Source organism: Salinicoccus sp. Bachu38, assembly GCF_038561955.2.
In the GTDB taxonomy this organism is placed as follows: Bacteria; Bacillota; Bacilli; order Staphylococcales; family Salinicoccaceae; genus Salinicoccus; species Salinicoccus bachuensis.
This window is the reverse complement of record NZ_CP138333.2, coordinates 437,534-462,985: the sequence shown is the minus strand read 5'-3', so window position 1 is coordinate 462,985 and position 25,452 is coordinate 437,534. Positions and strand designations below refer to the sequence as shown.

26 protein-coding genes, 1 other RNA gene and 1 riboswitch are annotated in these 25,452 nt (G+C 47.1%); of the genes, 4 read left to right on the top strand and 23 right to left on the bottom strand.

Annotated elements, in window-relative coordinates; all coding sequences use genetic code 11:
* Positions 1 to 52 precede the first annotated feature (52 nt).
* A riboswitch (SAM riboswitch) is annotated at positions 53 to 151 on the bottom strand.
* Between the two features lie 40 nt (positions 152 to 191).
* From RQP18_RS02410 to RQP18_RS02395, 4 genes are all read right to left on the bottom strand, one after another.
* Positions 192 to 509: a thioredoxin family protein gene (locus RQP18_RS02410; RefSeq protein WP_342388571.1), complete on the bottom strand. Its 318-nt coding sequence runs from the start codon at positions 507 to 509 to the stop codon at positions 192 to 194.
* Positions 460 to 873 (bottom strand): toprim domain-containing protein, encoded by a 414-nt coding sequence (locus tag RQP18_RS02405; protein WP_342388570.1) that lies wholly within the window; start codon positions 871 to 873, stop codon positions 460 to 462. Before RQP18_RS02405 ends, RQP18_RS02410 begins: the two co-directional genes overlap by 50 nt.
* Before the next feature lie 55 nt (positions 874 to 928).
* On the bottom strand, positions 929 to 1,309 hold the full coding sequence (gene gcvH, locus RQP18_RS02400) for a glycine cleavage system protein GcvH (RefSeq protein ID WP_342388569.1): 381 nt from the start codon (positions 1,307 to 1,309) through the stop codon (positions 929 to 931).
* Positions 1,310 to 1,372: 63 nt separating this feature from the next.
* Positions 1,373 to 1,735 (bottom strand): Spx/MgsR family RNA polymerase-binding regulatory protein, encoded by a 363-nt coding sequence (locus RQP18_RS02395; RefSeq protein WP_342388568.1) that lies wholly within the window; start codon positions 1,733 to 1,735, stop codon positions 1,373 to 1,375.
* 141 nt (positions 1,736 to 1,876) lie between these two features.
* On the opposite strand from RQP18_RS02395, the gene RQP18_RS02390 reads away from it, so the two are divergent.
* A complete protein-coding gene (locus tag RQP18_RS02390; protein ID WP_342388567.1) occupies positions 1,877 to 2,194 on the top strand; it encodes a thioredoxin family protein in 318 nt (105 codons plus the stop codon).
* Between the two features lie 45 nt (positions 2,195 to 2,239).
* Here the strand turns inward: RQP18_RS02390 and aroD are convergent, their stop codons facing one another.
* On the bottom strand, positions 2,240 to 2,983 hold the full coding sequence (gene aroD / locus RQP18_RS02385; protein ID WP_342388566.1) for a type I 3-dehydroquinate dehydratase: 744 nt from the start codon (positions 2,981 to 2,983) through the stop codon (positions 2,240 to 2,242).
* Between the two features lie 308 nt (positions 2,984 to 3,291).
* On the opposite strand from aroD, the gene RQP18_RS02380 reads away from it, so the two are divergent.
* Positions 3,292 to 3,612: a DUF3243 domain-containing protein gene (locus tag RQP18_RS02380; RefSeq protein ID WP_342388565.1), complete on the top strand. Its 321-nt coding sequence runs from the start codon at positions 3,292 to 3,294 to the stop codon at positions 3,610 to 3,612.
* A gap of 59 nt (positions 3,613 to 3,671) precedes the next feature.
* Here RQP18_RS02380 and RQP18_RS02375 read toward each other — a convergent pair whose 3' ends face one another.
* The 6 genes from RQP18_RS02375 to pgaC all read right to left on the bottom strand — a co-directional run bounded on the left by RQP18_RS02375 (position 3,672) and on the right by pgaC (position 9,110).
* Positions 3,672 to 5,132 carry a Mur ligase family protein gene (locus tag RQP18_RS02375; protein WP_342388564.1) on the bottom strand — a complete coding sequence of 487 codons (1,461 nt, stop codon included), beginning with the start codon at positions 5,130 to 5,132 and terminating at the stop codon, positions 3,672 to 3,674.
* Positions 5,133 to 5,236: 104 nt separating this feature from the next.
* On the bottom strand, positions 5,237 to 5,614 hold the full coding sequence (locus tag RQP18_RS02370) for a YbgA family protein (protein ID WP_342388563.1): 378 nt from the start codon (positions 5,612 to 5,614) through the stop codon (positions 5,237 to 5,239).
* Positions 5,615 to 5,722: 108 nt separating this feature from the next.
* Positions 5,723 to 6,760 carry an acyltransferase family protein gene (locus tag RQP18_RS02365; RefSeq protein WP_342388562.1) on the bottom strand — a complete coding sequence of 346 codons (1,038 nt, stop codon included), beginning with the start codon at positions 6,758 to 6,760 and terminating at the stop codon, positions 5,723 to 5,725.
* Positions 6,761 to 7,618, bottom strand: coding sequence for an intercellular adhesin biosynthesis polysaccharide N-deacetylase (icaB, locus tag RQP18_RS02360; RefSeq protein ID WP_342388561.1), 858 nt, complete (start codon positions 7,616 to 7,618; stop codon positions 6,761 to 6,763). It abuts the gene before it with no gap.
* Positions 7,615 to 7,821: a hypothetical protein gene (locus tag RQP18_RS02355; protein ID WP_342388560.1), complete on the bottom strand. Its 207-nt coding sequence runs from the start codon at positions 7,819 to 7,821 to the stop codon at positions 7,615 to 7,617. Before RQP18_RS02355 ends, icaB begins: the two co-directional genes overlap by 4 nt.
* 47 nt (positions 7,822 to 7,868) lie before the next feature.
* Positions 7,869 to 9,110, bottom strand: coding sequence for a poly-beta-1,6-N-acetyl-D-glucosamine synthase (gene pgaC / locus RQP18_RS02350; protein ID WP_342388559.1), 1,242 nt, complete (start codon positions 9,108 to 9,110; stop codon positions 7,869 to 7,871).
* Between the two features lie 333 nt (positions 9,111 to 9,443).
* Between pgaC and RQP18_RS02345 the strand changes: the two genes are divergently transcribed.
* Together RQP18_RS02345 and RQP18_RS02340 are read left to right on the top strand one after the other, a co-directional pair.
* The gene (locus RQP18_RS02345) at positions 9,444 to 11,096 is read left to right on the top strand and encodes an ABC transporter substrate-binding protein (RefSeq protein WP_373446108.1); all 1,653 of its coding nucleotides are present in this window, start codon (positions 9,444 to 9,446) and stop codon (positions 11,094 to 11,096) included.
* A 415-nt stretch (positions 11,097 to 11,511) separates the two neighbouring features.
* Positions 11,512 to 12,894: an ABC transporter substrate-binding protein gene (locus RQP18_RS02340; protein WP_342388557.1), complete on the top strand. Its 1,383-nt coding sequence runs from the start codon at positions 11,512 to 11,514 to the stop codon at positions 12,892 to 12,894.
* A 143-nt stretch (positions 12,895 to 13,037) separates the two neighbouring features.
* On the opposite strand, the gene RQP18_RS02335 is transcribed toward RQP18_RS02340, so the two are convergent.
* From RQP18_RS02335 to RQP18_RS02280, 12 genes are all read right to left on the bottom strand, one after another.
* Positions 13,038 to 14,051, bottom strand: coding sequence for a phosphoribosyltransferase-like protein (locus RQP18_RS02335; RefSeq protein ID WP_342388556.1), 1,014 nt, complete (start codon positions 14,049 to 14,051; stop codon positions 13,038 to 13,040).
* 267 nt (positions 14,052 to 14,318) lie between these two features.
* On the bottom strand, positions 14,319 to 14,741 hold the full coding sequence (locus tag RQP18_RS02330) for a universal stress protein (protein WP_342388555.1): 423 nt from the start codon (positions 14,739 to 14,741) through the stop codon (positions 14,319 to 14,321).
* A 300-nt stretch (positions 14,742 to 15,041) separates the two neighbouring features.
* Positions 15,042 to 15,407: a transfer-messenger RNA gene (gene ssrA, locus RQP18_RS02325) on the bottom strand.
* A gap of 75 nt (positions 15,408 to 15,482) precedes the next feature.
* On the bottom strand, positions 15,483 to 15,947 hold the full coding sequence (gene smpB / locus RQP18_RS02320; protein ID WP_342388554.1) for an SsrA-binding protein SmpB: 465 nt from the start codon (positions 15,945 to 15,947) through the stop codon (positions 15,483 to 15,485).
* A gap of 2 nt (positions 15,948 to 15,949) precedes the next feature.
* Entirely contained in the window at positions 15,950 to 18,259 is a 2,310-nt protein-coding gene (gene rnr / locus RQP18_RS02315) for a ribonuclease R (protein ID WP_342388553.1), read from the bottom strand.
* An 11-nt stretch (positions 18,260 to 18,270) separates the two neighbouring features.
* A complete protein-coding gene (locus RQP18_RS02310; protein ID WP_342388552.1) occupies positions 18,271 to 19,020 on the bottom strand; it encodes an alpha/beta hydrolase in 750 nt (249 codons plus the stop codon).
* 96 nt (positions 19,021 to 19,116) lie between these two features.
* Positions 19,117 to 19,347, bottom strand: coding sequence for a preprotein translocase subunit SecG (gene secG / locus RQP18_RS02305; RefSeq protein ID WP_031547522.1), 231 nt, complete (start codon positions 19,345 to 19,347; stop codon positions 19,117 to 19,119).
* A 95-nt stretch (positions 19,348 to 19,442) separates the two neighbouring features.
* Entirely contained in the window at positions 19,443 to 20,414 is a 972-nt protein-coding gene (locus tag RQP18_RS02300; RefSeq protein ID WP_342388551.1) for a carbohydrate kinase family protein, read from the bottom strand.
* 104 nt (positions 20,415 to 20,518) lie between these two features.
* Positions 20,519 to 21,820 (bottom strand): phosphopyruvate hydratase, encoded by a 1,302-nt coding sequence (eno, locus tag RQP18_RS02295; protein ID WP_342388550.1) that lies wholly within the window; start codon positions 21,818 to 21,820, stop codon positions 20,519 to 20,521.
* 65 nt (positions 21,821 to 21,885) lie between these two features.
* Positions 21,886 to 23,412, bottom strand: coding sequence for a 2,3-bisphosphoglycerate-independent phosphoglycerate mutase (gene gpmI, locus RQP18_RS02290; protein WP_342388549.1), 1,527 nt, complete (start codon positions 23,410 to 23,412; stop codon positions 21,886 to 21,888).
* On the bottom strand, positions 23,409 to 24,161 hold the full coding sequence (gene tpiA / locus RQP18_RS02285) for a triose-phosphate isomerase (protein WP_342388548.1): 753 nt from the start codon (positions 24,159 to 24,161) through the stop codon (positions 23,409 to 23,411). Before tpiA ends, gpmI begins: the two co-directional genes overlap by 4 nt.
* A 36-nt stretch (positions 24,162 to 24,197) precedes the next feature.
* The gene (locus tag RQP18_RS02280; RefSeq protein ID WP_342388547.1) at positions 24,198 to 25,385 is read right to left on the bottom strand and encodes a phosphoglycerate kinase; all 1,188 of its coding nucleotides are present in this window, start codon (positions 25,383 to 25,385) and stop codon (positions 24,198 to 24,200) included.
* Positions 25,386 to 25,452 lie beyond the last annotated feature (67 nt).

Below are 25,452 nucleotides of genomic sequence, written 5' to 3'. Positions count from 1 at the left end.
TAAATAAAAAGCCCACTCAAAAGTTGAGCAGGCACCGGTTTTATCCATCAGCCTCTCATCTTCGATCAATCGATCAGTGAATTGGCACCTTGTCACAAAGACGGTTGCCGTGGTTTCGTCGGGCACTTCCCTCCACCACTCTTGATAAGAGTTTCATTATTAGATTGTTAATAATACTATCATCCGCATCCCTATTCGTCAACAAGGAATTCATCGAACACTTCCGTCAGATGGGGTACGGACTGGAATGCATATACTTCCCGGACCAGCTTGCCCTCCCTGAACAGTAGCAGTGCGGGCGCCGATCTGATCTCATACGTTTCTATGAGGTCCTTATGATAGTTCAAATTCATGGAAGTATATGAAACTCCCTTCATTTCCGAGACGATATCGAGCATCCTTTCCGCAATCTGGCAGTTTGCACATATCGGCGCATAGCCATAGAGTACGAACGTCTCCTCAGATTGAATACGGCTGGTAATATCGATTGTCTTTGGTTCTTTCATCATTACTGAACTTACCTTTCATGATCAGGCTTGTATCTACATAGAAATCGTGTCTCATAAGGAGGTTTGCCAAGTAGTCGCGTGGGCAGCGGCCCACTTCACCGAATTTCGGGTCAATATATATGTGAGTACTTTCACTCAGATGTTTTTTAAACCATTTCCTGATGTTTCTTCCCTCTTTGTCCGCATCGGACAGGATATAGATGTCGGAGCCATTCAGCTGGTCGAGAATCTCATCCAATTTTGAGATTCCCATTGTACCATGGGTGCATATGATCTGTACAGGTTCAATCAATACTTCTTCGATGCGCCGCTTATCCGTCTTTCCTTCGACAATGAGCACTTTATCGGAAAAATACACTGCCATCACCCCTGGTATCATATTTTAAAAAAACTCCAGACGATGTCCAGAGTTTCAGTTTTTATGCATCCACCATTTCTTCGTAGGCATCCGCATCCATCAGTTTATCAAGTTGTGATTCATCGGACAGTTCAATGACCACCATCCATGCTTCCTCATAAGGAGATTCATTGACAAGCTCAGGGCTGTCCTCGAGTCCTTCATTGATCTCGACTACTGTACCACTGAGTGGTGCATACAGTTCGGATACCGTCTTTACGGACTCCACACTGCCGAATGACTCCCCAGTAGTAATTTCATCGCCTTCAGCAGGCAGCTCCACAAATACGATATCACCGAGCTCGGATTGGGCGAATTCCGTAATACCGATTGTCGCCTTGCCATCTTCAAATTTGACCCATTCATGATCTTCTGAATACTTGAATTCTTTAGGTGTTGCCACGACAAAAACCTCCTTTTTCTTATACACTTATATAATCTCATAGTTCACACTATTTAGGCAAGGCTAATTCCGGCCGTTCACAAATTGTTTGTATTCCTCCTCCTTGAAGCCGATAACCACGCCGGAGCCATCGTAGAGAAGGGGCCGCCTGATCAGCATCCCGTCTGTCGACAGCAGTTCAATCTTCTCCTCTTCCGTCATTTCATCCAGGCGTTCCTTGAGGCCCAGTTCCTTGAACTTTTTGCCGCGTTTGTTGAAGAAGTCATCAATATTTCTGCCGGAGCGCTCCACCAGTTCGGAGAGCCTGCCTGCATCCGGCGGCTGCTTCACCATATCGATGCTCTCGAATTCCACATCATTTTCCTGCAGGAACTTCTTCCCTTTGCGGCAGGTTGTGCATTTCGGGTATTCATATAATGTAATCATCCATTACCTCCAGAAGGTTTGTTACCCATAATATACTTGCAAATAAATGCATATTGCAAGCAGAATCGGGCCGCCCGTTTCATATTCTGGCCGAAAGATGATAAAATGGATGGTAATCACACTGTTAAAGGAGCACTGATAATGGAAGCAATCAGACAATATGACGACTATAGCAAGAAAATACAGGGCGATGACAAGATCATCATCAAGTTCTTCGCCGACTGGTGCCCGGACTGCACACGCATGAACATGTTCATCGATCCGATCCTCGAGGAATACAAGCATATCGACTGGTATGAACTGAACCGTGACGAAGTGCCGGAAGCGGCAGATGAAAATGATGTCATGGGGATCCCGAGCCTGCTCGTCTTCAAAAATGGCGAAAAGCTTGCCCATCTGCACTCTGCAGATGCTAAATCTCCGGAGTCTGTAAAAGATTTCCTGCAGAATAGCATATAGGCAGCATGAAAGCGTCCAGCAATCAGCTGGACGCTTTTCTTATGGTCATTCGAATATTTTCAGATTGTCCTTGAGGACTTCGGCATGGATCTGTCCCGGTGCCGCCTTATGGGATAGATATCCGTATGTCAGGCAGGAACCGAATACACCGCCTGCCACCCGCGTGATCCTTCCGAGTTCCCCCATCGCAATTCCCACTATCTGACAGTTGAACTTCTCACGCGCATCATGGACGGCGCTGAGTACGCTGAGCACATCGCGTCCGTCTGATGGCTTGTAGGCAAGCTTCAATATATCTCCGCCCCGTTCATACATATTCCTGTACGTTGCCATCATCTCATCAAAATGCGGCGTCTCCTTGAAATCATGCTGACTCAATATGATGCCGACACCTTTCTCCTTCGCCTTCTGTACCAGGTTATCCACGATGTCCTCATATTTGAAGAATTCGATGTCGATGATGTCGATGCCACATTGTTCGAGCACAGCACCCAGCAGGGATTCGTACTCCGCTGCAGTCTTCTGCCCCTTTCCACCTTCATTCAGTGTGCGGTACGTATAGATGACCGGATAGTCCTGCATCTCCTGGACGATGTGATTGACCAGTTGGATGTGCTCCTCGTGACTCAATGCATCGAATGCATCACTTCTGATTTCGACGATGTCAAACAGACCAGGATGGGATAATGCCGCCTCTATTTCTTCTTCGATCGTTTCTTTGGAATGGTTTGTAAAAGAAACCACCACCTTCGGTTGGCCTGCTCCGATTTCTACACCTTTAATATTCATATGGATCCCTCTCATAATCTCTGTTTATTTATATACATTATAGAAAGTTTAAAGAAAATTCAATCAGCCTGATGAAATATATGTAATTTCCTATATTCTTCATTCCCTTTTTGCAAGGGGGAAAACCATGAGAACATGGATTGAACCTCCCACCCGTCAATAATGTTTAGACCGTGCACTAAACGGATATCCTAGGAATAGAGCGCACAGTACATCCAGAATTTCAATTTCCATCATGATGCTCAGGATACTCCCATCAGCATTTAGTGCATATTATTATCACTACAAAATAATAGGAGGAATGAGACATGAGTAATGACGAAATGAGAAATCCGGAAGAGAAGGCTGCGAACATGGACCAGGAGAACAAGGATCAGATTCTTGAAAGCTATAACAAGTTCCTAAATTATCTCGGAGACCAGGTCAACAAGGGCGAGAAGGTCGGCATGGACGAAGACCAGCTGGCCAAGGCTGCCAAAAGGGTCGCCGACTACCTCGCATCCAATGAAGAGCCACGCAACCGCGAAGAACAGGTGCTGAAAGAACTCTGGAAGGCAACTGACAGCAGTGACGAAAAAGATACAGTAGCAAGAGTGCTGGTCAGACTCGCACAGAAAAAAAATGGCTAGTCCATTTCATCATAGTATAAGCGGACACTTCCAAGAGGAAGTGTCTTTTTGTGTTCTCCTTATATTTTTTTCAGATATTGGAGGATGAACTGCTTGTCATCATGGGAGATTACACCCCCGCGGTAGTGCTGGGGTTCATTGATGCCGGTCAACAGTATGATCGTCTCCGGGTCAGCGTGATCAATGGCCTGGATGATGCCTTCCTGACGTGACAATGCAGGGATGGTGTTGGAATCATCATATGAAGCGGGCAGAAACTTCCGCATCATCCTGACAATCCGCTCTTCATCTTCATAGCCGACCTGTTCTGCAGCCAGCACGAGATAATACAGGCCTTCAGGCACCAGTTCCATCGTCATCCTGATCTTTCCGTATCCTCTCAGACCGATGCCGGTCACCATGACGATCAGCTTCTTCCCCACCTTTTCGGCATACTTCATTGCATTGATGATGGATTCCTTGATCGCAACTGGAGTGTGGGCGAAATCCAGTATGAAATTATACCGATCTTCCGAAAAGAGTTCGAAACGGTGGACGGGAGGGGTGATCTGCCCTGCCGCTCCGATCACTGCATCGATATCATGGCCCAGTTTCAGCAGGGCGAATATGCTCGTTGCCAGATTGATATAGTTATGTTCCCCGAGAAAACCAGGCCTTACTTCATAATGGGTCGCGCCTACATGAATATCGATATGATCGATGGCAGTCCGGTAGCGGTAGTAGGTGTCCTCATGTTCCGAAAAATGATATCGGTCTTTCGCCAGAATCCGATATTCCGGAGCATCCATATTGACGAGTATTTCATCACTTAGGCCGGCCAGGCTCAGCTTAGCCTCAAGGTATCGTTTCATCGTCCTGTGGTAGTCCAGGTGTTCCGGGCTGAAATTGTTGAATACTGCCAGATCATTGCGGAGGAAGCCCGTGCGTCCCTGATCAAGGGCAATGGAGGTTGCTTCATAGACGATATAGTCGTAATCCCGTATTGAAAAGTACTTGATGATTTCGGCAAATTCAAAATGCATCGGTGTTGTGGGTGTCGAGTGCGTAAAGCCTACCTTTTCATATTCATCATCGAACACCCCAAGCGTCCCCACCGTCGCCACTTTATAGCCCAGTTCTGAGAGCAGCCTCCCGATGAAATGGCTGGTCGTCGTCTTGCCATTGGTACCCGTCACCCCGATGTACTTCATCTTTTCGATGTACTCACCATAGAAAAGCTCCACAAGCCTGATTGATGCTTTGGTGAAATCATTGATATAGAGAATATCCACTTCATCATGGAATTCGGCAAAGGCGCCCGCCTCAAAATCCGTGATGATCAGAACAGGATGCCGTTCAATCGCCTCCCGAAGATACTTCCCTGAATTTTTTGATGCCTTCAGCATGAAGATATAGCCTTCCTCAAGGTTCTGATACATCGATGTGATACCCCGAACTCCATTCTTCTTTCGCATTCCCGCTGCCAGATGCTGAGTACATATGTTTTCCTCAATCGTTTCCAATACCGTCGTTACTTTCATCAAAGTCCCCTTTATCCTCTAGATGGTAAATTTACTCTAAAATTGGTTCTTTTACTATACAATAAATGGAGCCAGTATAATACGATATGGACAGAAATTTTATGCTACTTGTGCATTTCAATGATTGAAGACCTGAGGAGATATTGCCGCTTATATTTCTCTGCAAGGCTGCCTATGAAAGCCAGCAATGTTTCGGGCGCCGCCCGGCCCTGCAGGAATTCCTCCTTCAACCTCTTATATTCCGCCCTCTCTTCTTCATCACAGACATCCCTGAAGTAGCCCCACATATGATCGATGGCATTCATCATCGAACCTTTCGTCGGTTGGACCTCCAGCGCATCATTGACCAGCGCTTCTGCCTCTTCATATGAGGATTCACCTTTCAACGCCTCACGGATTTCATTGTAGTGTTTTTGACTGTGGAACATGACCCGGTATTTTTCACGGACCCACAGCTGCTCCGTTCTTTCCCGTTCCTTCATGATTTCCCTCCCTGGTATTCTACCCATGAAAAAAGCCTGCAACCGGAAGTTGTCAGGCTTTGATGATGGAGACGGCGGGAGACGAAACCCGCGTCTTTTGACTGCAGCTTATATTCTGTCAATCTTGTAAGGCTGTTTTCCCATCAGATATTTGAAGATCGCAAACTGCTTCAGAATGATTCCGATACCGATGCACATTCCTATGGTCAACAGCAGTGAAGTCAGAATGAAGATGATCGTCATGTCTGCAAATACCGAGGTTGTACTATAGATGCCCGGTAATATGATCGGATGGAACAGGAAGATGAAGAATGAGAAGCTTGATATCAGGGCGTATACGCTTGGTGCCAGTCCTGTCAACTGCGTTGATAGATTCAGGAGGAAAAGGAACCCTACAGTATGGAGCGGCATGAGCGCATAATCAAAGCTTGTGACGGTATAAAAATCTCCACGGTTCATGAATATCAATGCTGTATAGGAGAGGATCACCAGTAACAGGATTACGGCGATCTGATCATGAATGAATTCCAGCACTTTTTCGTAGTTTGCACCGATATAGGCACCAAAAAAGTAGAAGAAGATCCATCCGAGGATGAATGTCGTATTGCCGAACGGATAGATGTTATCCACAAGATTTGCCGTAAAGCCATGATTGTAATAGCTGTACAGGAATGCGAAATTTATGATGAATGACAGGAACAGCAGCAGTTTTGAATTCAGGATCTTCGGACTTATCCTATAGACAATCCAGTTCAGAACAAAAAACTGCATGATGACCAGGATGAAGTAGCCATACCAGTTTCCCAGCAGGACACTGTCCCAGAAGATTTCCCAGAATGTTTCTTCTCTGAAAGTATTTTCTGTAAATGCAAAAATGAGGCCGACCATCAGATAGGGTACCAGTATGAACTTGACCCGGTTCCACAAATAGTTTTCCGGCAGCCTCTCCCTGTAATTCATTGTGCTCAGCAGCACTGAGAGTATGATGAAGCCCGGTGTAGCAACAATGAAGATATTTCTGATCCAGTACAGCACTTCAATCTGATTCTCATCCGGTCCAGTGCTTACCGCGTACTGTGTAAGCAAATGGGTCAGAACGATGAATACGCTTAGTATTACACGCAGATAATTGAGCTCTGTTTTCATTTAACTCAACCCTTCCCAGTCTTCTATCAGCAGTTCAAAAGCATCTTCACTGATCAGCACTCTCGGAATATAGTATGGGTTGGAATCCGGCCTGATTTCCTTTTCTTCCAATGTAAAGCCGTAATCTATCCCATTGTCTTCAAAAACTTCTGTTGCGGTATCATTCGCCTGGCCAAATGGATATGCGATCGCGTTGATGTTCGAATCATTGAACTCCGATTCGAAATAATCCAGACTCGCTTCAGTATCGACAGCCACCTCTTCTTCATTCTTCGTCAGCAACCTTGCTGTGTTGCCGTCCAGATAGTGGAAATTATGTGTATGTGTCGAAAATTCCCAGAGTCCAGTATCTTTCATTTCATTCAGCTGTTCCTGCTCCAGCAATGAGATATTATTGAAATCTTCATTGCCGACTTCACCGGTGATTACAAACCCTGTGGCAGGGATATCATATTTTTCCAATATCGGATGGGCATTTTCGTAGATTGTCGTGTCCATATCATCAAAACTGACCCAGACACAACGCTCTGGAAAGTTGCCTTCTTCATAGTATCCAATCAGCTCTTCCATAGTGACGAAATTGGCATCCTGGTCCTTCAGGAATTTCATCTGTGATTCAAATGCATCTGTGGACACACTGTAGACGCTGAGTTCCTTGTTGCTTGACAGGAATTTGAAAACATTTTCAACGACTCCATAATCCCTGACTCTATGGTAGTTCAGCCCCACGCAGCTGTTCTCCTCATGGTCGAGGTCTTCAGGCCTGTCCATCTCGGGATATTCTGTCGGGAGATTGGCCTGATTCAAGGCCAGTGAAAGCATCAGTGCGCCGGACATCATTAATTTTAAAAACATCATTTGGAAGTCACCCTTACTAGATTGGCAAAATATGTTGCCAAAAGATAAACGAATGAAACTGCAGCGCCGATGACAACAACTGTGAATATGAACGATATATCAGCCGGATCCACGTTCAAAATGGTACGGCTGAGCTGGACGTAGTAAGTGTCTATATTAAGCAGTGTAAAAGAAATCGTCATGAGTGCCACTGTACTGTACATCCAAAGCACCAAAGAAAACGCCGAGATAAAAACTTCCCTGACTACATTCAGATTTGATTTGACTGTTGGATATCTCCTCTGTCTGGACTTTTCCATGTCGCAAATTCCCCTTTCTTACGTTTGATTGCTCTTGGCAGTGCAATGACAGCCACTACAGCATTTATCAGCCAGTAGAAAACCGGATACCAGCTTAGGAATACAATATATAGAAGATTCTTTTTCTCATACCTGCTGTCTATCAGGACAGAGATTGTAAATTGTATGATATTTACAAAGGTGAGTACGAAGGCTGACAGGAACACGAGGTTCAAGTTGAAGGCATAGAAGTAATAATCCAGGAAGTTGGTACTGAGCAGTGCGTATAGGAGGGTTCCGATGATGGAGTACACCCATATTACTGAGAAGACCTGCTCAAGGTAGAGGATCCATAATGATGGGTTTTTAACTTTAAGCATATTTTTGAAGTCCCTGATGAGTACTTCGTGGCCACCCTGTGCCCACCTTAAACGCTGTGTGAAGAGCCCTCTGAAAGTTTCAGGCACCAGCATCCAGCAGAGTGCACGCGGTTCATATTGAATCTTGTATCCGGCGAAGTGAAACTTCCATGATACTGCGATGTCTTCTGTAATCATGTCCGTATCAAAGTAGCCCACGTCTTTCAGTGCTTTCTTATCGAATAATGTAAAGACGCCTGAAATTGTATTTACAAAACCGGTCAGCAGCTGCGCACGCTTGATACAGCCGATGATGCTGGCATATTCGACCGTCTGGATTTTGGCGAGCAGTGACGATTTGTTCCTTATTCTCGGGTTGCCTGTAACAGCACCGATATTCTTATATTTTTTGAAGTTTTGCATCATGTAGTATGGTGCATCATCATCAATCAGCGTATCTGCATCGATGACCATGACATAATCATGACTGGCGTTCTCAACTGCAGTATTCAGTGCGTTCGCTTTCCCCCTATTCACTTTCAAATCGATGAACGTGAAGTCATATTCGGAATTAAGCTCGTGCAGCACCTCAGATGAGCGGTCACTGCTTCCATCATTGACGATCATGATTTCCTTTTTGGGGTATTTAAGCTGATCCAGATTCATGATTGTCTCTTTGATGGTATCCGCTTCGTTGTAGCATGGGACGATGAACGTAATTCCGTACACGTCGTCCTTATCCACTTTCCTGCTCAAACGAACTTCCCTCAATAAGAAAAACAGTATCGTGCCGATGAGCCAGAACACAGATATGACAATCGGATAAAAAAGAAGCAGATCAAGTAAAATTTGCATAATTCAGCACACTCCTAATAACATTTCCAATACCTTCTGTTGGGTACATTGACTATCGTAAGGTGATATGCATATACAGAAAAGGGACAATTTATCATGAGGTGTCCACGTTACTTTTATAGTTATCGATAAATTCAATATATTGTAAGCGATACCATTGATTAATCAGGGTATAGTTGTATAATGAAAGCGAGTATACTATCGTCATTCATAACATGGACAAGTTTTAAAATAGTGTCGCCCATTTAATTTGAAGCAGGCCGATTCACCACTTTTTAAATAAAAAGAATAGCGCATAGTGAGGTGCTTCGATTGTTTTATTCAGATAAAAAATTGTTATTGCTGTATGGATTTCTCGAAAACCACCCGTTTGATCGACAGCGCATCGCTGAACGATTGGAGGTGTCGGATAGACATTTGACAAGGCTGTTGAATATATGGCATGAAGAAGGAATGATCGAGTACAAAAAAGGCCAGGGCCGGGGCATCCATTCCGAAGTGGTGTTCAAAGTGAACCCGGAAGAACGTTTTGTCAATCAGTTTATGAGAAATATAAACAAACTTACTTTAAGCGACATCGAGGAAACTTTGAATCTCCCAATTTCAGAAGTTTCCAAGAAAGTGATAAAAGAAAAGACAGAAATACTTCTCTACCAGCGGCCAATAAAGGAAAAGGCCAGGGAGAAGAAAAATGTATTCATCGACTATGTGGACTCCCTCCCGGATAGGGTGATGGAAGAAAATCATGGACAACCACAGTCAGAGCACATCCTCTACAACACAATGTGCAGATTATATGACTTGAATGATGAAGGCACAGTCGCAAATGGACTTGTGGCTTTTGATGAATGGCACGGCAGCAGGCTGAAGATCTATGTGAGGAAAGACATCCAATTCTACAATGGAGATATCCTGTACGCGTCGGATATAGCCGAATCCTTAAACCACTATCTGAATACGGCTTCCAACGATCTGCTGGACGAAATCATCCAGTCCATTGAAGTGGTGTCGGCATTCCAATTGGAGATTGCGGCAGCCTACCGCACCGACCTGCTTAAGCCGATGCTGTCATCACTGAAAGCCGGCATCTATAAAAGTGAAGGGGACCATATTCTGACTACCGGCCCTTTTTATATAGACAAGTACGAACAAGGCAGCGTCACCCTATTAAGGAATCCATATTATATGAACCCAGCAGGAGACTTGGAAAAAATAAAACTGGTGAATGATATAAACCAGTATGTCCCATACTTGAACCAAAAGAATATGGAGACCCGTTCAATCCCACTCCGCAACCGGATTGAATACGCATTGTTGAATCCACACAGCAATTCGCTGGACTATCATCAGAGGCTCTACGTATTATCGGTGATACAGAAATTTAAAGATGCATATATAAAAGGGCCGCAGAAGATAGACCATAGGGCTTTCCAGCAATATCAGGAAAGACTGCCTCCCGGTACAGAACCCATAAAGTTCGAAAAACCTTTAAAGCTGCTTTGTATAGACAGGATGTCCTTTGGCACGGATCCATTGATTCAATTTCTGATTGAGAACGACATCCCTGTATTGACCACTTATATCACATCGGATGATTATCATAAGATGGATTTAAAATCACTTGAAATCGATATGCTGCTGGTCAGCGAGTTCATACCCAATGCGTACAGATATTTATATCTATTCAAAAATGCCAAATTCAGCGGGTGGTTTAGGGAGGAGCGACTCGCAAAGAATCTGGTTCATGTCTATAAAAATAAACATAAAGAGTATTGGACATATATGGAGAACCAGTTCAACAGCCATCTGATCGGCGGCGCGTATGTAATGCCGATCACTCATGCTTCGAAAAGGATCAATGTACCAGGATCTTTCAAAAACATATGGAGCAGTGCATTTGGTGTGATTGACTATAATCAGATAATAGTGGTCGAAAGTGGTGAAACGAAGCAGGAGGGCCTACATAATGAAGGGGGTGTTTCATAAGAATCCAATTAAGGAAATGATGCATTTTTAAGAGGGTGCATCATTTAAAGCCAATTAAGGGAGAATGATGCATTTTAAGGGGGTGCGTCATTCGAAACCAATCAAGGGATGATGCATTTTTAAGAGGGTGCATCATTTGAAGTCAAGAGGTGGTGCACTATGAAAGGGGTGCGCCAAAAGGGGTGCAATGCAAATGATGGATAAGCGTCTACTCATTTTGGAAAGGTATTTGGAAAAATATGGACAAGATTTTACACATCTAAGCGAATCATTAAATGTCTCACCCAGACAATTATCCAGGATTTTAAGGCAATGGGACAGGGAAGGATATATAGAATATATCCCTGGCCATGGCAGAGGTCTAAAGACCAGGATCAAGTTGAATATCGATGTTGAGCGGGAATTGTTCAATGAGATGAATAGATATAGAGATGAACTCTCCATTGAAGAGTTCAACAAATATTTGGAACTGCCATGGCCTGCCGAATATATCGAATCGATCCGAAAAATCATTGAATATGAACATGGACACAATGCAGGCAGTGCCGACTCGATGGCAATGATGGATTATTTATACAAGGTGCCGGAAACATTCAACCCTGCTTTAAGTATTGAGCATGCTTCTACGCTGATCGGATTGCAGGTGTTTGAAACGCTGTACAGGAGTGATGGGAACAAAAAAATCAGAGTCTATCTGCTGAGGTACGATGAGTGGAGAGGGAACGAGCTCCACCTTTTCTTGAAGGGTGGCATTCAATTTTCAGATGGAGAGATACTGGACAGTACACATGTAAAGTCAGTCTTGGAAACATTGAAAAATGAAAGTGTGTACACAGAAACTTTTCAAATGATCGGCGAGGTGAAGGTATACGACAGTCTGCACTTGTCATTGGAAGTGGAAAATGCCAGCCTTCTGATCAAGTATTATCTGGCAGAGCCGATCAGTGCTATTTTCAAGTTTGACAAGAATGGAAATACGGTGGGCACCGGACCATACAAGATCGAAAAATACAATAGCAGATCCGTCATTCTCTCTGAAAACAAGCATCATACTTTCGGTCTCCCTGATGTAAAGAGACTATACCTTATTGCCAACGAATCAAAAATAGAGAAATACCAGCAGAGTAATTTTGGGGACACATATTCCCATGAGAGCTACATGTGGAATAATTTCATTTTATTCAACCCACTGAAAAACCGATTGTCGTTCGAACAGAGAAACTATTTGAAGCGTATTTTCCTTGATGCGGTATATAACGGCCGGACGGGTGAAAATAACCTGTATCGGAAAATGTCGGATTTTACCCCAGGAAATAGAATGATCACACCTAAATTCGAGTTTCCGATCAAAGTGATGCTGGATGAATTGAATCCAACCATCTCAAAAGATATAAGAAAGAAATTGAGTGAAAGCGATGTCGAAGTTGAATACATGGAGATGGATTTGAAAACTTATATCGAAACAGATTTAAAGGATTTGGATGTGGACATGATTTTGATGAAGGAGAGCTATCACCAAAGCCATCCATGGCAGTTGATAGACCTTCTGACCCACTGCAAGTTCAGGGAATGGTATGGGGAGCTTGAAGAAATGAAAAGATTTTTAAGCATGGACCATGGCAGCGACAGAGCGGCAGGAGAGATTAGCCAGGAAATCTTAAAGCACATCAATGACAGTGTCTACATCGTCCACCTTTTCAAGAAATACCGTAGGGTGCTGTTGCCTGCCGGACTGAAGAATGTTGTTGAAATGGACTACGGTGCCGTGGATTATAGTAAGATCATTGCTACAAGGTAGATAAAAAGACATATTCTTTTATGAAGATTTCAAATTGATTATGACGTATCGGACAGGACAGACTTCAGTGAGCTCCTTCATGGCTCTTCTCCTTATGTTGCTCTGCCCAATGTAAAAGCCTGCAACCATCCGGTCGCAGGCTTTTACATTGGGTGTGGTCCTTCATATTCATTCCTTGGAAACAGTGGATACCAGCCGTCACCCTCCCACCAGAGGACAAGTGGACAATGCTCCGAGATTTTCATATATGAAACTAAGTATGAACCAAAGCCGAGGGTTCTGGAAGCATCATACCCCATGGGCTTCATGTAAACCTCCGGCTTCTTCATATGATTGGCTATTTCCACCCCCTTCTCAAGAAAGAGTCTTTCCACCAGCTTTCTGTTCATGGACCCCGTAAAGTATGCATCGGATTTGGGGTGCGCACTTTTCCGCAAGATGGGAATCTCTTTGTCCCGGGTCCGTGACTTCATCTTCACGATATGACTGATATAGTCGGTCGTCTCTTCGTTATAGCCGAGCCCTGAAGAGGGCCAATAGCCCTCGAATACTTTCTTCGCATGCTGCAGCCTGTTCTCGAACTCGATGAAGTGCCATAGGGAGATCCTGGTGTACGGCAGAATCTTTCCCATTTGTTCCGTGATGTAATCCAGATCCCTGGTATGGACGGCCAAAACGATGATATCCATTCTGGAGATGGCATGCAGATCATCGAATTCCCGCACCCATGTCCTCATCCCACTGATAAATCGATCACCCGACCAGATGGCTTCATCAATATAGATGTATGAAGCGGGTTCGCCTCTCCCGCATTCTTCAATGGAGATGCCGTGCTCTTCGGAAATGACTGCGTCAAAAAGCTGCAGAAGCTCCTTTTGGGTGCCCTTCCCCTGCTTTGGATCCATGAATCTGACTTCCCCGACGCCCTCAGGAAATATATTCCTGTCGGCTGCAATTTCACTGATCATCCGCTTCGTTTCCATTTCGGACAGATAGGCTTTATCCAAAATGTTGCCAAGTTCCGTCAATATGACCTTATGGTGTTCTTCAGGAAACTGATCAAGCCACCTCTGTACATGCTCATCATTGAAGCCCATATTCCCATAGTCCCTGACGACAGCCACAAGGGAAGATATCAAAGACGCTGTATCCTTCATCAGCACTCCCCTCCTGCAAAGTCGATCCACATACTATTAACTATATTCTACCAGTAAACGAGAATTCTATGTATTAATTTTTAGAAAATTTAAACTTTATTGGATGTGAATATTATTGCACTGATTTTAAGACGGAGTCGACAAGCCGATGAAAAGGTCATATCAAATAAAAAAGCCTGCATCCATATGGTGCAGGCCGGATAGCCGAGACTATTCATACATCGTCCAAGAGGTGCCTGAGGTTCGTTTTAATCTTGAAATCCACAATCATTTGATGATCAGGACGGGTGTGTTGACACGCTTTGCCACTTTATGTGTAACGTGTCCGAGCACATGTTTTATGTCACGTTTTGCACGCCTGTTGCTCATGACGACAATTTCATAATCATTTTCGTTGATCTCTTTCAGAAGTTCGTTGACGACACGCCCTACTTTGAAACGGGTTGTATAGTTCACTCCGAGTTCATCCAACTCTTCCATGAAGGGTTTGAGGTCTTCAATTTTGTCGTTTGTGATATCGTTAAAATGCTTACCTTGGTATTTCACGTTATCTACCTGTTCACTCTCCGGAATCACATTAAAAATCGTGATTTTCGCTTCTTCGCTGTTGTCTGTCAGTTTCGCCAATTGTTCCGGTACATTCTGGAAGGAATTTCCGAAATCATAAGGCAGCAGTATATTCTTGTACATTTTCACACACCTCTCTGTTTTATATAGTTCCTGATTCCAAAATAACACTTTTCATTATGTTACTCCAATAATTATTCTGAATTTTTCACACAGTCATCAACTATTTGCCAACCCTTTCAGAAATCTCGATAAAATCACCCGCTTCTTCGAAAATCCCCCCACTTCTTACTTTTACTGGAGTTTACCCACGGGCATATCCAACAAAACCAGAAAAAGATACTGAAGTATCTTCTTGGTAAATTCCATATAAAAAACCTCCGATTCAATAATGAATCGAAGGTCTGTATCCACCTGGTTCTAATATGGAGACGGCGGGAGTCGAACCCGCGTCCAGAGACTTTGCCACAACTCTTTCTACGTGCGTAGTCCATTTTTCAATTTCGCATGGCTGATGGTAATGAACAGACCACAGATCCATGCTAGTCTGATTGATCTCTTCACCCGGTTCTCCAGACGGAAGAACCGGATGCGTATCCTGTTAAGGTTGAATCATCCGGTCACGACGCACAGGAAACGTCATGGGATGATGCAGAGCGCTCTTAGGCAGCTACTGCGAAGTTGTCTTGTTTGCCAGTTATTATAAACTGAGTATCGTTTATGACGGAGCCGATACCTCCGGCACGCTTAAGTTGCTCAAACAGCCCCTGTCGAATCCGGAACGTCCCCGGATTGAAAGGTTACATCTCTCTCAAGACGTATACTATATAATACCAGATTCCGGAGAAAAAATCAAGATGCATGCTACTGCATGCGGTCTTTGAGTGCACGGTCCACATCGCGTTTCATCTGCTTGCGCTTCAGGTCTTCACGCTTGTCATATTTCTTCTTGCCGCGCCCTACCCCGAGCAGCACTTTGCAGAAGCCGTTCTTGATGTAGAGCTTCAATGGGATCAGTGCATAGCCGGTCTCCTGGATCTGTCCCTGCAGCTTGTCGATCTCTTTTCTTTTCAGCAGCAGCTTGCGTGTACGCAGCGGATCATGGTTATGGCGGTTGCCCTCCTCGTAGGGGGCGATGTGCATGTTGTAGACATACATCTCACCCCTGTAGACCCGGGCATAGGCATCCTTCAGGTTGGCAGAACCCCGTCTGATGGACTTTATTTCCGTCCCCCTGAGTTCGATGCCCGCTTCGATCGTATCTTCAATATGATAGTCGTGACTGGCTTTCCTGTTCTGTGCAAGGGGTTTATCATGTGTCTTTTTCATAACTATTTCTTCCTCTTACTTTTTTTGGCGCCTTTGTAGAATGGCTTCTTGTTGCCCTTTCCCTTATCGAAGTTCTTCTTGCCATCCGGCTTTCTGCCGTTGCCCTGTTTCTCTCCACCATTTTTCGGTTTGGACTTCGCCTTGATTTCGACAGGTTTGTCCCTGCGCTCCCTCGGCTGGCGTTCCGGCATGCCGACGACCTTGAAGTCGATCAGCCGCTCTTCGAGATTGACACTCAGCACCTCGACTTCGACGGGGTCCCCGATGCGGTAGACGGTGCCCGTACGGTCACCAATCAATGCCATATGACGCTCCTGATACTGGTAGTGATCGTCTGTCATATAGGAGACATGGACCAGGCCTTCGATGGTATTCGGCAGTTCGACGAACATGCCGAAGTTCATGACGCCGGATATGACGCCTTCGTATGTCTCTCCGACATGCTGGATCATGAATTCCGCCTTCTTCAGATCATCCGTGTCCCGCTCTGCTTCCTGGGCCCGCCTTTCCCTGTTCGACGTATGCTCAGCGATATCCGGCAGTTCGGCATCGACTTCATTGACCGTCTTCCGGTCGGTCTTCCCTTCAATCAGATATTTTCTGATCAGCCTGTGGACGACGAGGTCCGGATAGCGGCGGATTGGGGAGGTGAAGTGCGTGTAGTATTCAGCGGACAGTCCGAAGTGTCCGAGGTTGTCCTCGGCATAGCGTGCCTGCTGCATGGAGCGCAGCATCAGCGTGCTGATGACCATCTCTTCGGGACGGCCTTCGACCTCCTCGATGATCTCCTGGAGGGCACGCGGGTGGATTTCGTTACCCTTCCCTTTGACGATGATGCCAAAGTTGGTCACGAATTCGAAGAACTGGCGCAGCTTCTCCTCTTTCGGATCTTCGTGCACACGGTAGAGGAACGGCACCTCCATCCAATGGAAGTGCTCTGCCACCGTCTCGTTGGCGGCGAGCATGAATTCCTCAATCATGCGCTCCCCGACAGAACGTGTACGCAGTACGACATCCGCCGGTGTACCATCCGCTTCCACGACCACCTGCGCTTCGTTGAAGTCGAAATCGATGGCACCACGCCTCTCCCTTCTGCCACGCAGTATTTTGGCAAGCGCTTCCGCCTCTTGCAGCATCGGGTAGACATCCCTGTATTCTGCAATCAATGCTTCATCCCCTGAATCAAGCATCCTGTTGACTGCATCATATGTCATGCGGCGATCCGAATGGATGACACTCTGGAAAATATCGTGGTTGACGACCTTCCCTGCAGCATCGATCTCCATGCGGCAGCTCATCGTCAGACGGTCGACGTCCGGGTTCAATGAACAGATTCCATTTGACAGCCTATGCGGTATCATCGGGATGACACGGTCGACAAGGTACACACTCGTTCCCCGTTCGTATGCTTCCCCGTCCAATGCAGAACCTTCCTCCACATAATAGCTGACGTCAGCGATGCTGACGATGAGTTCATGATTGCCGTTGTCGAGCTTTTTGACAGAGATGGCGTCATCGAGGTCCTTCGCATCGGCCCCGTCTATTGTAATGGTGAACTCATCCCGCAGGTCCGTGCGGCCTTTCAGCTCCTCTTCACTGATTGTATCCGGTGCAGCCTCCGCCGCCTTCATGACTTCATCCGGGAACTCGATCTCGATGCCATGCTGGAAGATGATGGACAGTATATCTACACCAGGATCATTCTTGTGGCCGAGTATCTGGATGACGTGCCCTTCCGGATTTGATTCCTCTTCACGGTATTTCGTGATTTCGACGAGCACCTTATGTCCATCCACCGCACCCAGATTCTGGTTCTTCGGAATGAAGATGTCATCGACCACCTTCTTCGAGTCCGGTACGACAAAGCCGAAATTCTTGCTCGCACGGTACTCCCCTACGACACGCGTGGTGCCCCGGGTCAGTATGGTCGTGACCTCCCCTTCCTGGTTGTCCCCCTGTGAATGCTTCTGCACTTCCACAAGGACGATGTCCCCGTCGAACGCCCCATTGATGGCATTCGGTGGAATAAAGATATCCTCCAATTCCGTATCCTCCGGACGCAGGAAGCCGAAGCCACGCTTATGAAGGGACAGTTTGCCTTTAACGAGGTCTGTTTCGCTCATCTTCATGTATTTATCCTTCTTCGTCCTGTATACTTCTCCGGACTCCTCAAGGGCAACCATCTCTTTCACCATTTCCTTGAAGTCTTCGGAGTCATATGCAGACAGTTCCTGCTGGAACTGATCCATCGTCATCGGCCGATACGCTTCGGATCCGATAATTTCCAAAATCTTTTCTCTATAGTTACCCATGAATCTGCCTCCTATTGCTCATTCCAGTTCAACTGGTTCATAAATGCGTGTATATCTTCAAACAGTTCCTTCTTCTCTTTATCTATCGTCAGTACATGTCCGGATTCGGGGTACCACTTCAGCTGCTTCTCTTCCGCTTCCGTCGAGGACTCTTCGTATATGACGTTCGCCGAGTCCGGATTGATCATTTCATCCTTCTCGGATTGGGCGACGAAGAGTGGTACGAACACATCCGGCAGGCTGTCTTTTGAAATCTGGATCATGTCCCTGACCTCATCGAGCATGACGGTCGGTTCGAATGCCTCCATTTCACGCTCGACCTTCTCTTCCGGCTTGCCCTCCATCTTCTTGAACCCCCGTGCGTACTCAAGCACACCATCATACATCGTTTCCCGGTCCTTGAGGTACATCGGGCTGCAGATGGTGGATATGCCAATCACGTCGCGCACGGTCGCGAGGCGCAGTGCAAACACTCCGCCCAGGGAAAGGCCGGCTACGAATATCTTCTCATATCCTTTATCCACCAGAAAATCATAGGCTTCGAGGACCTGTGCCCACCAGATGTGGGGGCTTGATTGCAGCAGGTTTTCCGGCGGCTCGGCATGGCCTTCATAGTGGGGGGCATAGGAAGTGATCCCCTGCTTCTGAAGATAGCGGCCGAGCTGTCTGACATCCGACGAATTACCGGTGAACCCATGGAGCAGCAGGACTGCCTTTTCACCTTCCTCGAAGAAAAATGGTTGCGGTAACTGAATCTTCATTATTTATACCCTACTTTCAATTCATTAATTTCATTGTACTTTAAAAATCGTGCTTATAAAAATAAAAACCCCCTATGACATAGGGGGCTTCATATATTAGCTTAAATATGTGAGCAGCAGCATGATCAGGAAGAACAACAATGATAGAATGACGGTTGCCCTATGAAGTATAAGATCCATGCCACGCGCTTTCTGTTTGCCAAATAATTGCTCTGCACCGCCACCGATTGCACCTGAGAGGCCGGCGCTTTTCCCTGACTGTAGCAATACCACTGCAATTAAAGATATACAAACGATAATCAATAGCACGACGAGTAGTGTTTGCATGTGGTAATCCCTCCGAATGATATTAACATTAAGAATTCTATCAGATATGACGGGTGATTGCAAACTGGGAAAGCCATCCCTGAGCAGATCTGCAATCATCTACCTGTAGTCCCGACGAACGCTTCGACCTCCCCATGCTCCGGGATGCTCGTGATGGCACCCTTTTTCGATGTGGAGAGCGCACCGACCGCGTTCGCAAAACGGAGCACTTCAGGGCCGTTTTCCCTAAGAATTTCAAGGGCGGGTGCCGGGTCCGAGGAAAGCTTATGGAGCACTGCCCCTATGAAGGCATCGCCTGCGCCTGTCGTGTCGACGGTTTCCACTTTAAAGCCCGGATGCTCGCAACGCCCTCCTTCCCTGAACAGTATCTCACTGCCAAGAGGCCCCTTTGTATAGATGACCGCTTCTGCATCTCCTGTAAAAAGTGCACTCAGTGCGGCGCATTCGTCTTTGATTCCTGTAATGAATTCAAGCTCTTCATCCGATACCTTTATGATGTCTGCAAATCCCATGAATTCACGGACAGCTTCGCGGCACGCCTCTTCATCGTCCCATAGCGGCAAGCGGATATTCGGATCGAAGATGATGGTGCCCCCTGCTTCCTTCATCCTGTGGATTACTGCCCGGTGCGTCTCCTTCATTACGCTTTCCACAAGGTCGACCGAGCAGAAATGCAGAAGGTCCGATTTTTCGAAGTCGATCCCGCTGACTGCGGAGCCGTCATACAGGAGGTCTGCCGACGGATTCCTATAGAAGGAGAAGTCCCTGTTTCCCGTATCATCGAGGGAGACGAAAGCAAGCCCCGTGTTCGCCTCATGTGTGCGGGTGATGCAGTCCGTATGCACCCCCTTCGATTCAAGCAGTTCCAGGATCCGGTCCCCGAATGCGTCCATGCCGAGCTGTGTCAGAAGATGGGATTCCCCACCGAGTATCGCATGTGCAGCAGCAACATTTGCCGGCGCACCTCCGACCTGGGGTTCAAAACCATTGATATCCTTCAATTTCTTCCCCTTTTCTGCAGGAATAAAATCGATCAGTGCTTCTCCGATTGTATAAAGGCGTTTCAACATCACCATCTCCATTCATATCTCTATTGCCAGAATTATACCATATGACCGGTGTGCATTCCTCCATGAAAAAGAGCCTCCCCGGGGGGAGGCTCTGGCCCGGACTACTTCTTGTCCAGATTGTAGAAGGAGGAGAGTCCTTCGTATTTTGCCGTTTCGAACAGTTCGTCCTCGATTCTGAGCAGCTGGTTGTACTTCGCCACCCGGTCCGTACGGGACGGTGCACCAGTCTTGATCTGTCCGGCATTGACCGCAACTGCGATGTCCGCAATCGTCGTATCTTCCGTTTCGCCGGAACGGTGGGAGATGACGGCCGTATAGCCGGCGCGTTTCGCCATTTCGATTGCTTCGAATGTCTCTGTCAGCGTACCGATCTGGTTCACCTTGATCAGGATGGCGTTGCCGACACCCTCTTTGATCGCACGGGCAAGTTTCGTCGTATTCGTCACGAAGAGATCGTCACCGACGAGCTGGACCTTGTCGCCGAGCTTCTCAGTGAGCAGGCGTGTGCCTTCCCAGTCATTTTCATCCAGTCCATCTTCGATGGAGATGATTGGATATTTTTCGATCATTTCTGCATACCAGTTGACCATCTCTTCTGATGTGTAGGATTTGCCTTCGCCTTTGAGTTCGTATTTTCCTGTTTTCGGATCATAGAACTCGCTGGAAGCGGCATCCATTGCCAGACGGATCTGGTCACCAGGTTTGTATCCTGCCTTCTTCACCGCCTCGATGATCGTGGACAGCGCCTCTTCATTGGAACCGAGATTCGGTGCAAATCCACCTTCGTCACCGACACCGGTGTTGTAGCCCTTATCCTTCAGAACCTTCTTCAGGTTGTGGAAGATTTCAGCACCCATGCGGAGGCCTTCCTTGAATGATTCGGCTCCGACGGGCATGATCATGAATTCCTGGATGTCGACGTTGTTGTCTGCATGCTCTCCGCCATTGATGATGTTCATCATTGGTACCGGAAGCTGGACGGCATTGAATCCACCCAGATATTTATAGAGCGGCTGTCCAAGGAAGTCTGCTGCAGCTTTTGCTACGGCCATTGATACGCCAAGAATGGCATTGGCGCCAAGCTTGCCTTTGTTTTCAGTACCATCGAGTGCAATCATCATCTTATCGATGGATACCTGTTCAAGTACACTGAAGTCACCGTCTACGAGTTCAGGTCCGATGACTTCGTTGACGTTCTCAACCGCTTCTTCGACACCTTTCCCAAGGTAGCGTGTGTCATCGCCGTCACGGAGTTCGACAGCTTCGTATTCCCCTGTGGAGGCACCTGAAGGGACAAGCGCGCGTCCAAAGGCACCACTTTCCGTCAATACTTCCACCTCAACTGTCGGATTGCCCCGGGAGTCAAGAACTTCGCGTGCATAAACATCTGTAATTAATGGCATATCAATATCTCCTTTTTTGTTGATTTATATATCATTGCCCGAAAAGGAAATCTTTCCGGCAACAACTATCTGATTAGACTTTCACCTGTCATCTCTTCCGGCTGATCGACACCCATCAGGTCGAGGAGGGTCGGAGAAAGGTCAGCCAAACGGCCGCTTCCTACTTCCACACCCTCTTTGGTGACGATCACCGGAACAGGGTTTGTAGTATGCGCAGTCATCGGTTCCCCATCAATCGTCGTCACTTCATCGGAGTTCCCGTGGTCTGCAGTGATGATTGCCGTACCGCCCTGTGCGAGGATCTCATCGACGATCGGCCCCAGACACTCATCCACCGCTTCAATCGCCTTTACAGTCGGTTCCAGTTTGCCGCTGTGGCCGACCATATCAGGATTCGCGAAGTTCAGGATGATCAGATCCAGGTCTTCCTTCGCCAGTTCCTCCATGCAACGGTCCTTTACTTCATAGGCGCTCATTTCGGGCTTCATATCGTATGTCGGCACTTTCGGGGAATCGATCAGTGCTCTGCGTTCACCGTCGAATTCCTTGTGGCGTCCACCGCTCATGAAGTATGTGACATGGGGATATTTTTCCGTCTCTGCAATGCGCAATTGCTTTTTGCCCGCTTTGGAGACGGCTTCCCCGATCGTGTTGATGATATCATCCTTTTCAAAAACGACGTCCGCCACTACATTATCACTGTATTTCGTGAATGTGACAAACTTGAGGTCGGAATACTTGTTCTCGATCTCAAATCCCATGAATTCCTCATTCGTATAGACTTCCGACAGTTGCGCCGCCCTGTCCGGACGGAAGTTGTAGAAGATGACCGCATCGTCGTTCATGACGCCCCGGTCATAATCACCATCCTGGCCGAATACGATGAAGGGCTTGACGAACTCATCATATATGCCCTCTTCGTAGCTTGCCCGGATGCCCTCTTCGGCAGTATCGAACCTTTCACCGATACCATTGGACATCGCCTGGTATGCCAGCTCTTCACGATCCCATCGCTGGTCGCGGTCCATGGCATAGTACCGGCCGCTGACCGTAGCAAACTCACCGATGCCGATTTCCTCAAACTGTTTTTCTGATTCTTTGACATAGTTGATAGCCGATTCCTGGTTGACGTCACGTCCATCGAGGAATGCATGGACATAGACGTGCTTCAGCCCTTTTTCCTTCGCCATTTTAAGGATGGCGAACAGGTGCTCATAATGGGAATGTACCCCGCCGTCACTGAGCAGACCCATCACGTGCAGAGCACTATCATTTTGATTTACGTGGTCCATGGTATCAAGCAATACTTCATTGCTGAAGAATTCCCCATCTTCAATGGATTTGTTGATGCGCGTAAGACTCTGGTACACCACGCGTCCGGCACCGATGTTCAGGTGGCCGACTTCCGAATTGCCCATCTGCCCTTCCGGAAGACCGACATCCAGACCGCAGGCGCTGAGTTCATTATGCGGATATTTATTGAAAAAGCGATCGAAGTTCGGTTTTTTGGCCGCTTTGACAGCGTTTCCTTTCACTTCATCCCTGTTGGCGAAGCCATCGAGGATGATGAGACCTACTGGCTTTGTCATCACTTAGCACCTTCCAACAGTTGAACGAAGGAATCGGGTTTCAGGGAGGCGCCGCCGACCAATGCACCATCGATATGCTCCTGTGCCATATACTCCTTGATGTTTTCCGGCTTTACAGAACCGCCATACTGGATGCGGACTGCTTCTGCAGTCTCTTCGTCATACAGTGAAGCGACCGTTTCACGGATGACGCCGCACATTTCGTTGGCATCGTCGCTTGTTGCGGACTTGCCTGTACCGATCGCCCAAATCGGTTCATAGGCGATGACCGATTTTTTGACCTGTCCGGCATCCAGCCCTTCAAGTGCCTTCGTCACCTGGTCCTTGACTTTGTCCGACGCCTTGCCGGACTCGCGTTCCGCGTCTGATTCGCCACAACAGATGATGGGCACCAGACCTTTCGCATGGAGGGCATGCGCCTTTTTGTTGATGGACGCATCCGTTTCGTTGAAGTGCTCCCTGCGTTCGGAATGCCCGATGATGACATACTCTACACCCAAGTCCTCGAGCATTGATGGGGACACTTCACCCGTAAACGCACCGCTGTCTTCAAAGTGGCTGTTCTCTGCACCTATACCGAGGTCCATGCCCTTCGTCTTTTCAACGAGGGAAGGGAGGTGGATGAATGGTGCACATACTGCACTTTCGACTTCACTTTTCTTCGGGAGGTCACCGAGTTCATCGATGAATGCCTCACCTTCTGCAATCGTCTTGTTCATCTTCCAGTTGCCTGCTATAAATGGGGTTCTCATAAATCTTCCTCCTCATATTATAAAATAGGTCTACCCTTATTTGTCGTCTATGACGGTAAGTCCCGGCAGTTCCTTGCCTTCGAGGTACTCGAGCGAAGCACCGCCGCCCGTGGAAATGTGGGAGAAATCGTCAGCATATCCCAGGTCCATGGCAGCTGCTGCGGAATCCCCGCCGCCGATGATTGTCTTGGCGCCATCGAGTTCGGCGATGGCCCTGCACACACCGATCGTTCCTTTGGCGAAGTTCTCCATTTCGAATACGCCCATCGGCCCGTTCCAGACGACCGTCCTGGCGCCCTGAAGCACTTCTTTGAAATTGATTACCGTCTCCTCGCCGATATCGAGGCCTTCCATATCTGCAGGAATCTCATCTACGGAGACCGTCCTGTGCCGGGCATTGGCGTCAAACTTCTCTGCCACCACAATATCGATTGGAAGTACAATCTTATCGCCGGCTTCTTCAAGGAGGGATTTGGCAAGTTCGACCTTGTCCTCTTCTAGCAGCGAGTTGCCGATTTCCTTGCCTTGTGCCTTGAGGAAGGTATAGGCCATGCCGCCGCCGATGATCACCTTGTCCGCCTTATCCAGTACATTCTTGATGACACCAATCTTATCCGAAACTTTGGCACCACCGAGGATGGCTACGAATGGGCGCTCCGGGGAATCGATGGCGCCACCGATGAAGTCGATCTCCTTCTGCATGAGGTAGCCGGACACCGTTTCGATGTTCGAGCCGATGCCCACGTTGGAAGCATGGCTCCTGTGCGCCGTGCCGAATGCATCATTGACGAAGATGTCTCCCAGAGAAGCCCAGTATTTCCCGAGCTCGGCATCATTGCCGCTCTCCTTTTTCCCGTCCAGGTCTTCAAAGCGGGTGTTTTCAAACATTAAAAGTTCACCGTCTTCAAGCTTGCCGACCGCCTGTTCAAGGGATTCTCCACGTGTGTGTGGAACGAACGGCACATCCTTGTCGAGCAGTTCACCCAGCCTTTCGGCTACTGGCTGAAGTGTCTTGTCCTTCTTGTCCTCCTCGGTCTTCACTTTGCCGAGGTGGGAGAAGAGGATGACCCTTCCACCCTGATCAAGTACGTACTTGATTGTTGGAAGCGCCTGTACGATACGATTGTCGTTCGTAATCTCCCCATCTGACATCGGGACGTTCAAATCAGCGCGAAGCAGCACCTTCTTGCCTTTCAGTTCTACATCTTCTACAGTCTTCTTCATTGCCATGCCTCCTATACTTTTCTGTCCATCTTCATTATACCCATCTGCAAATCGGAATAAAATAAAA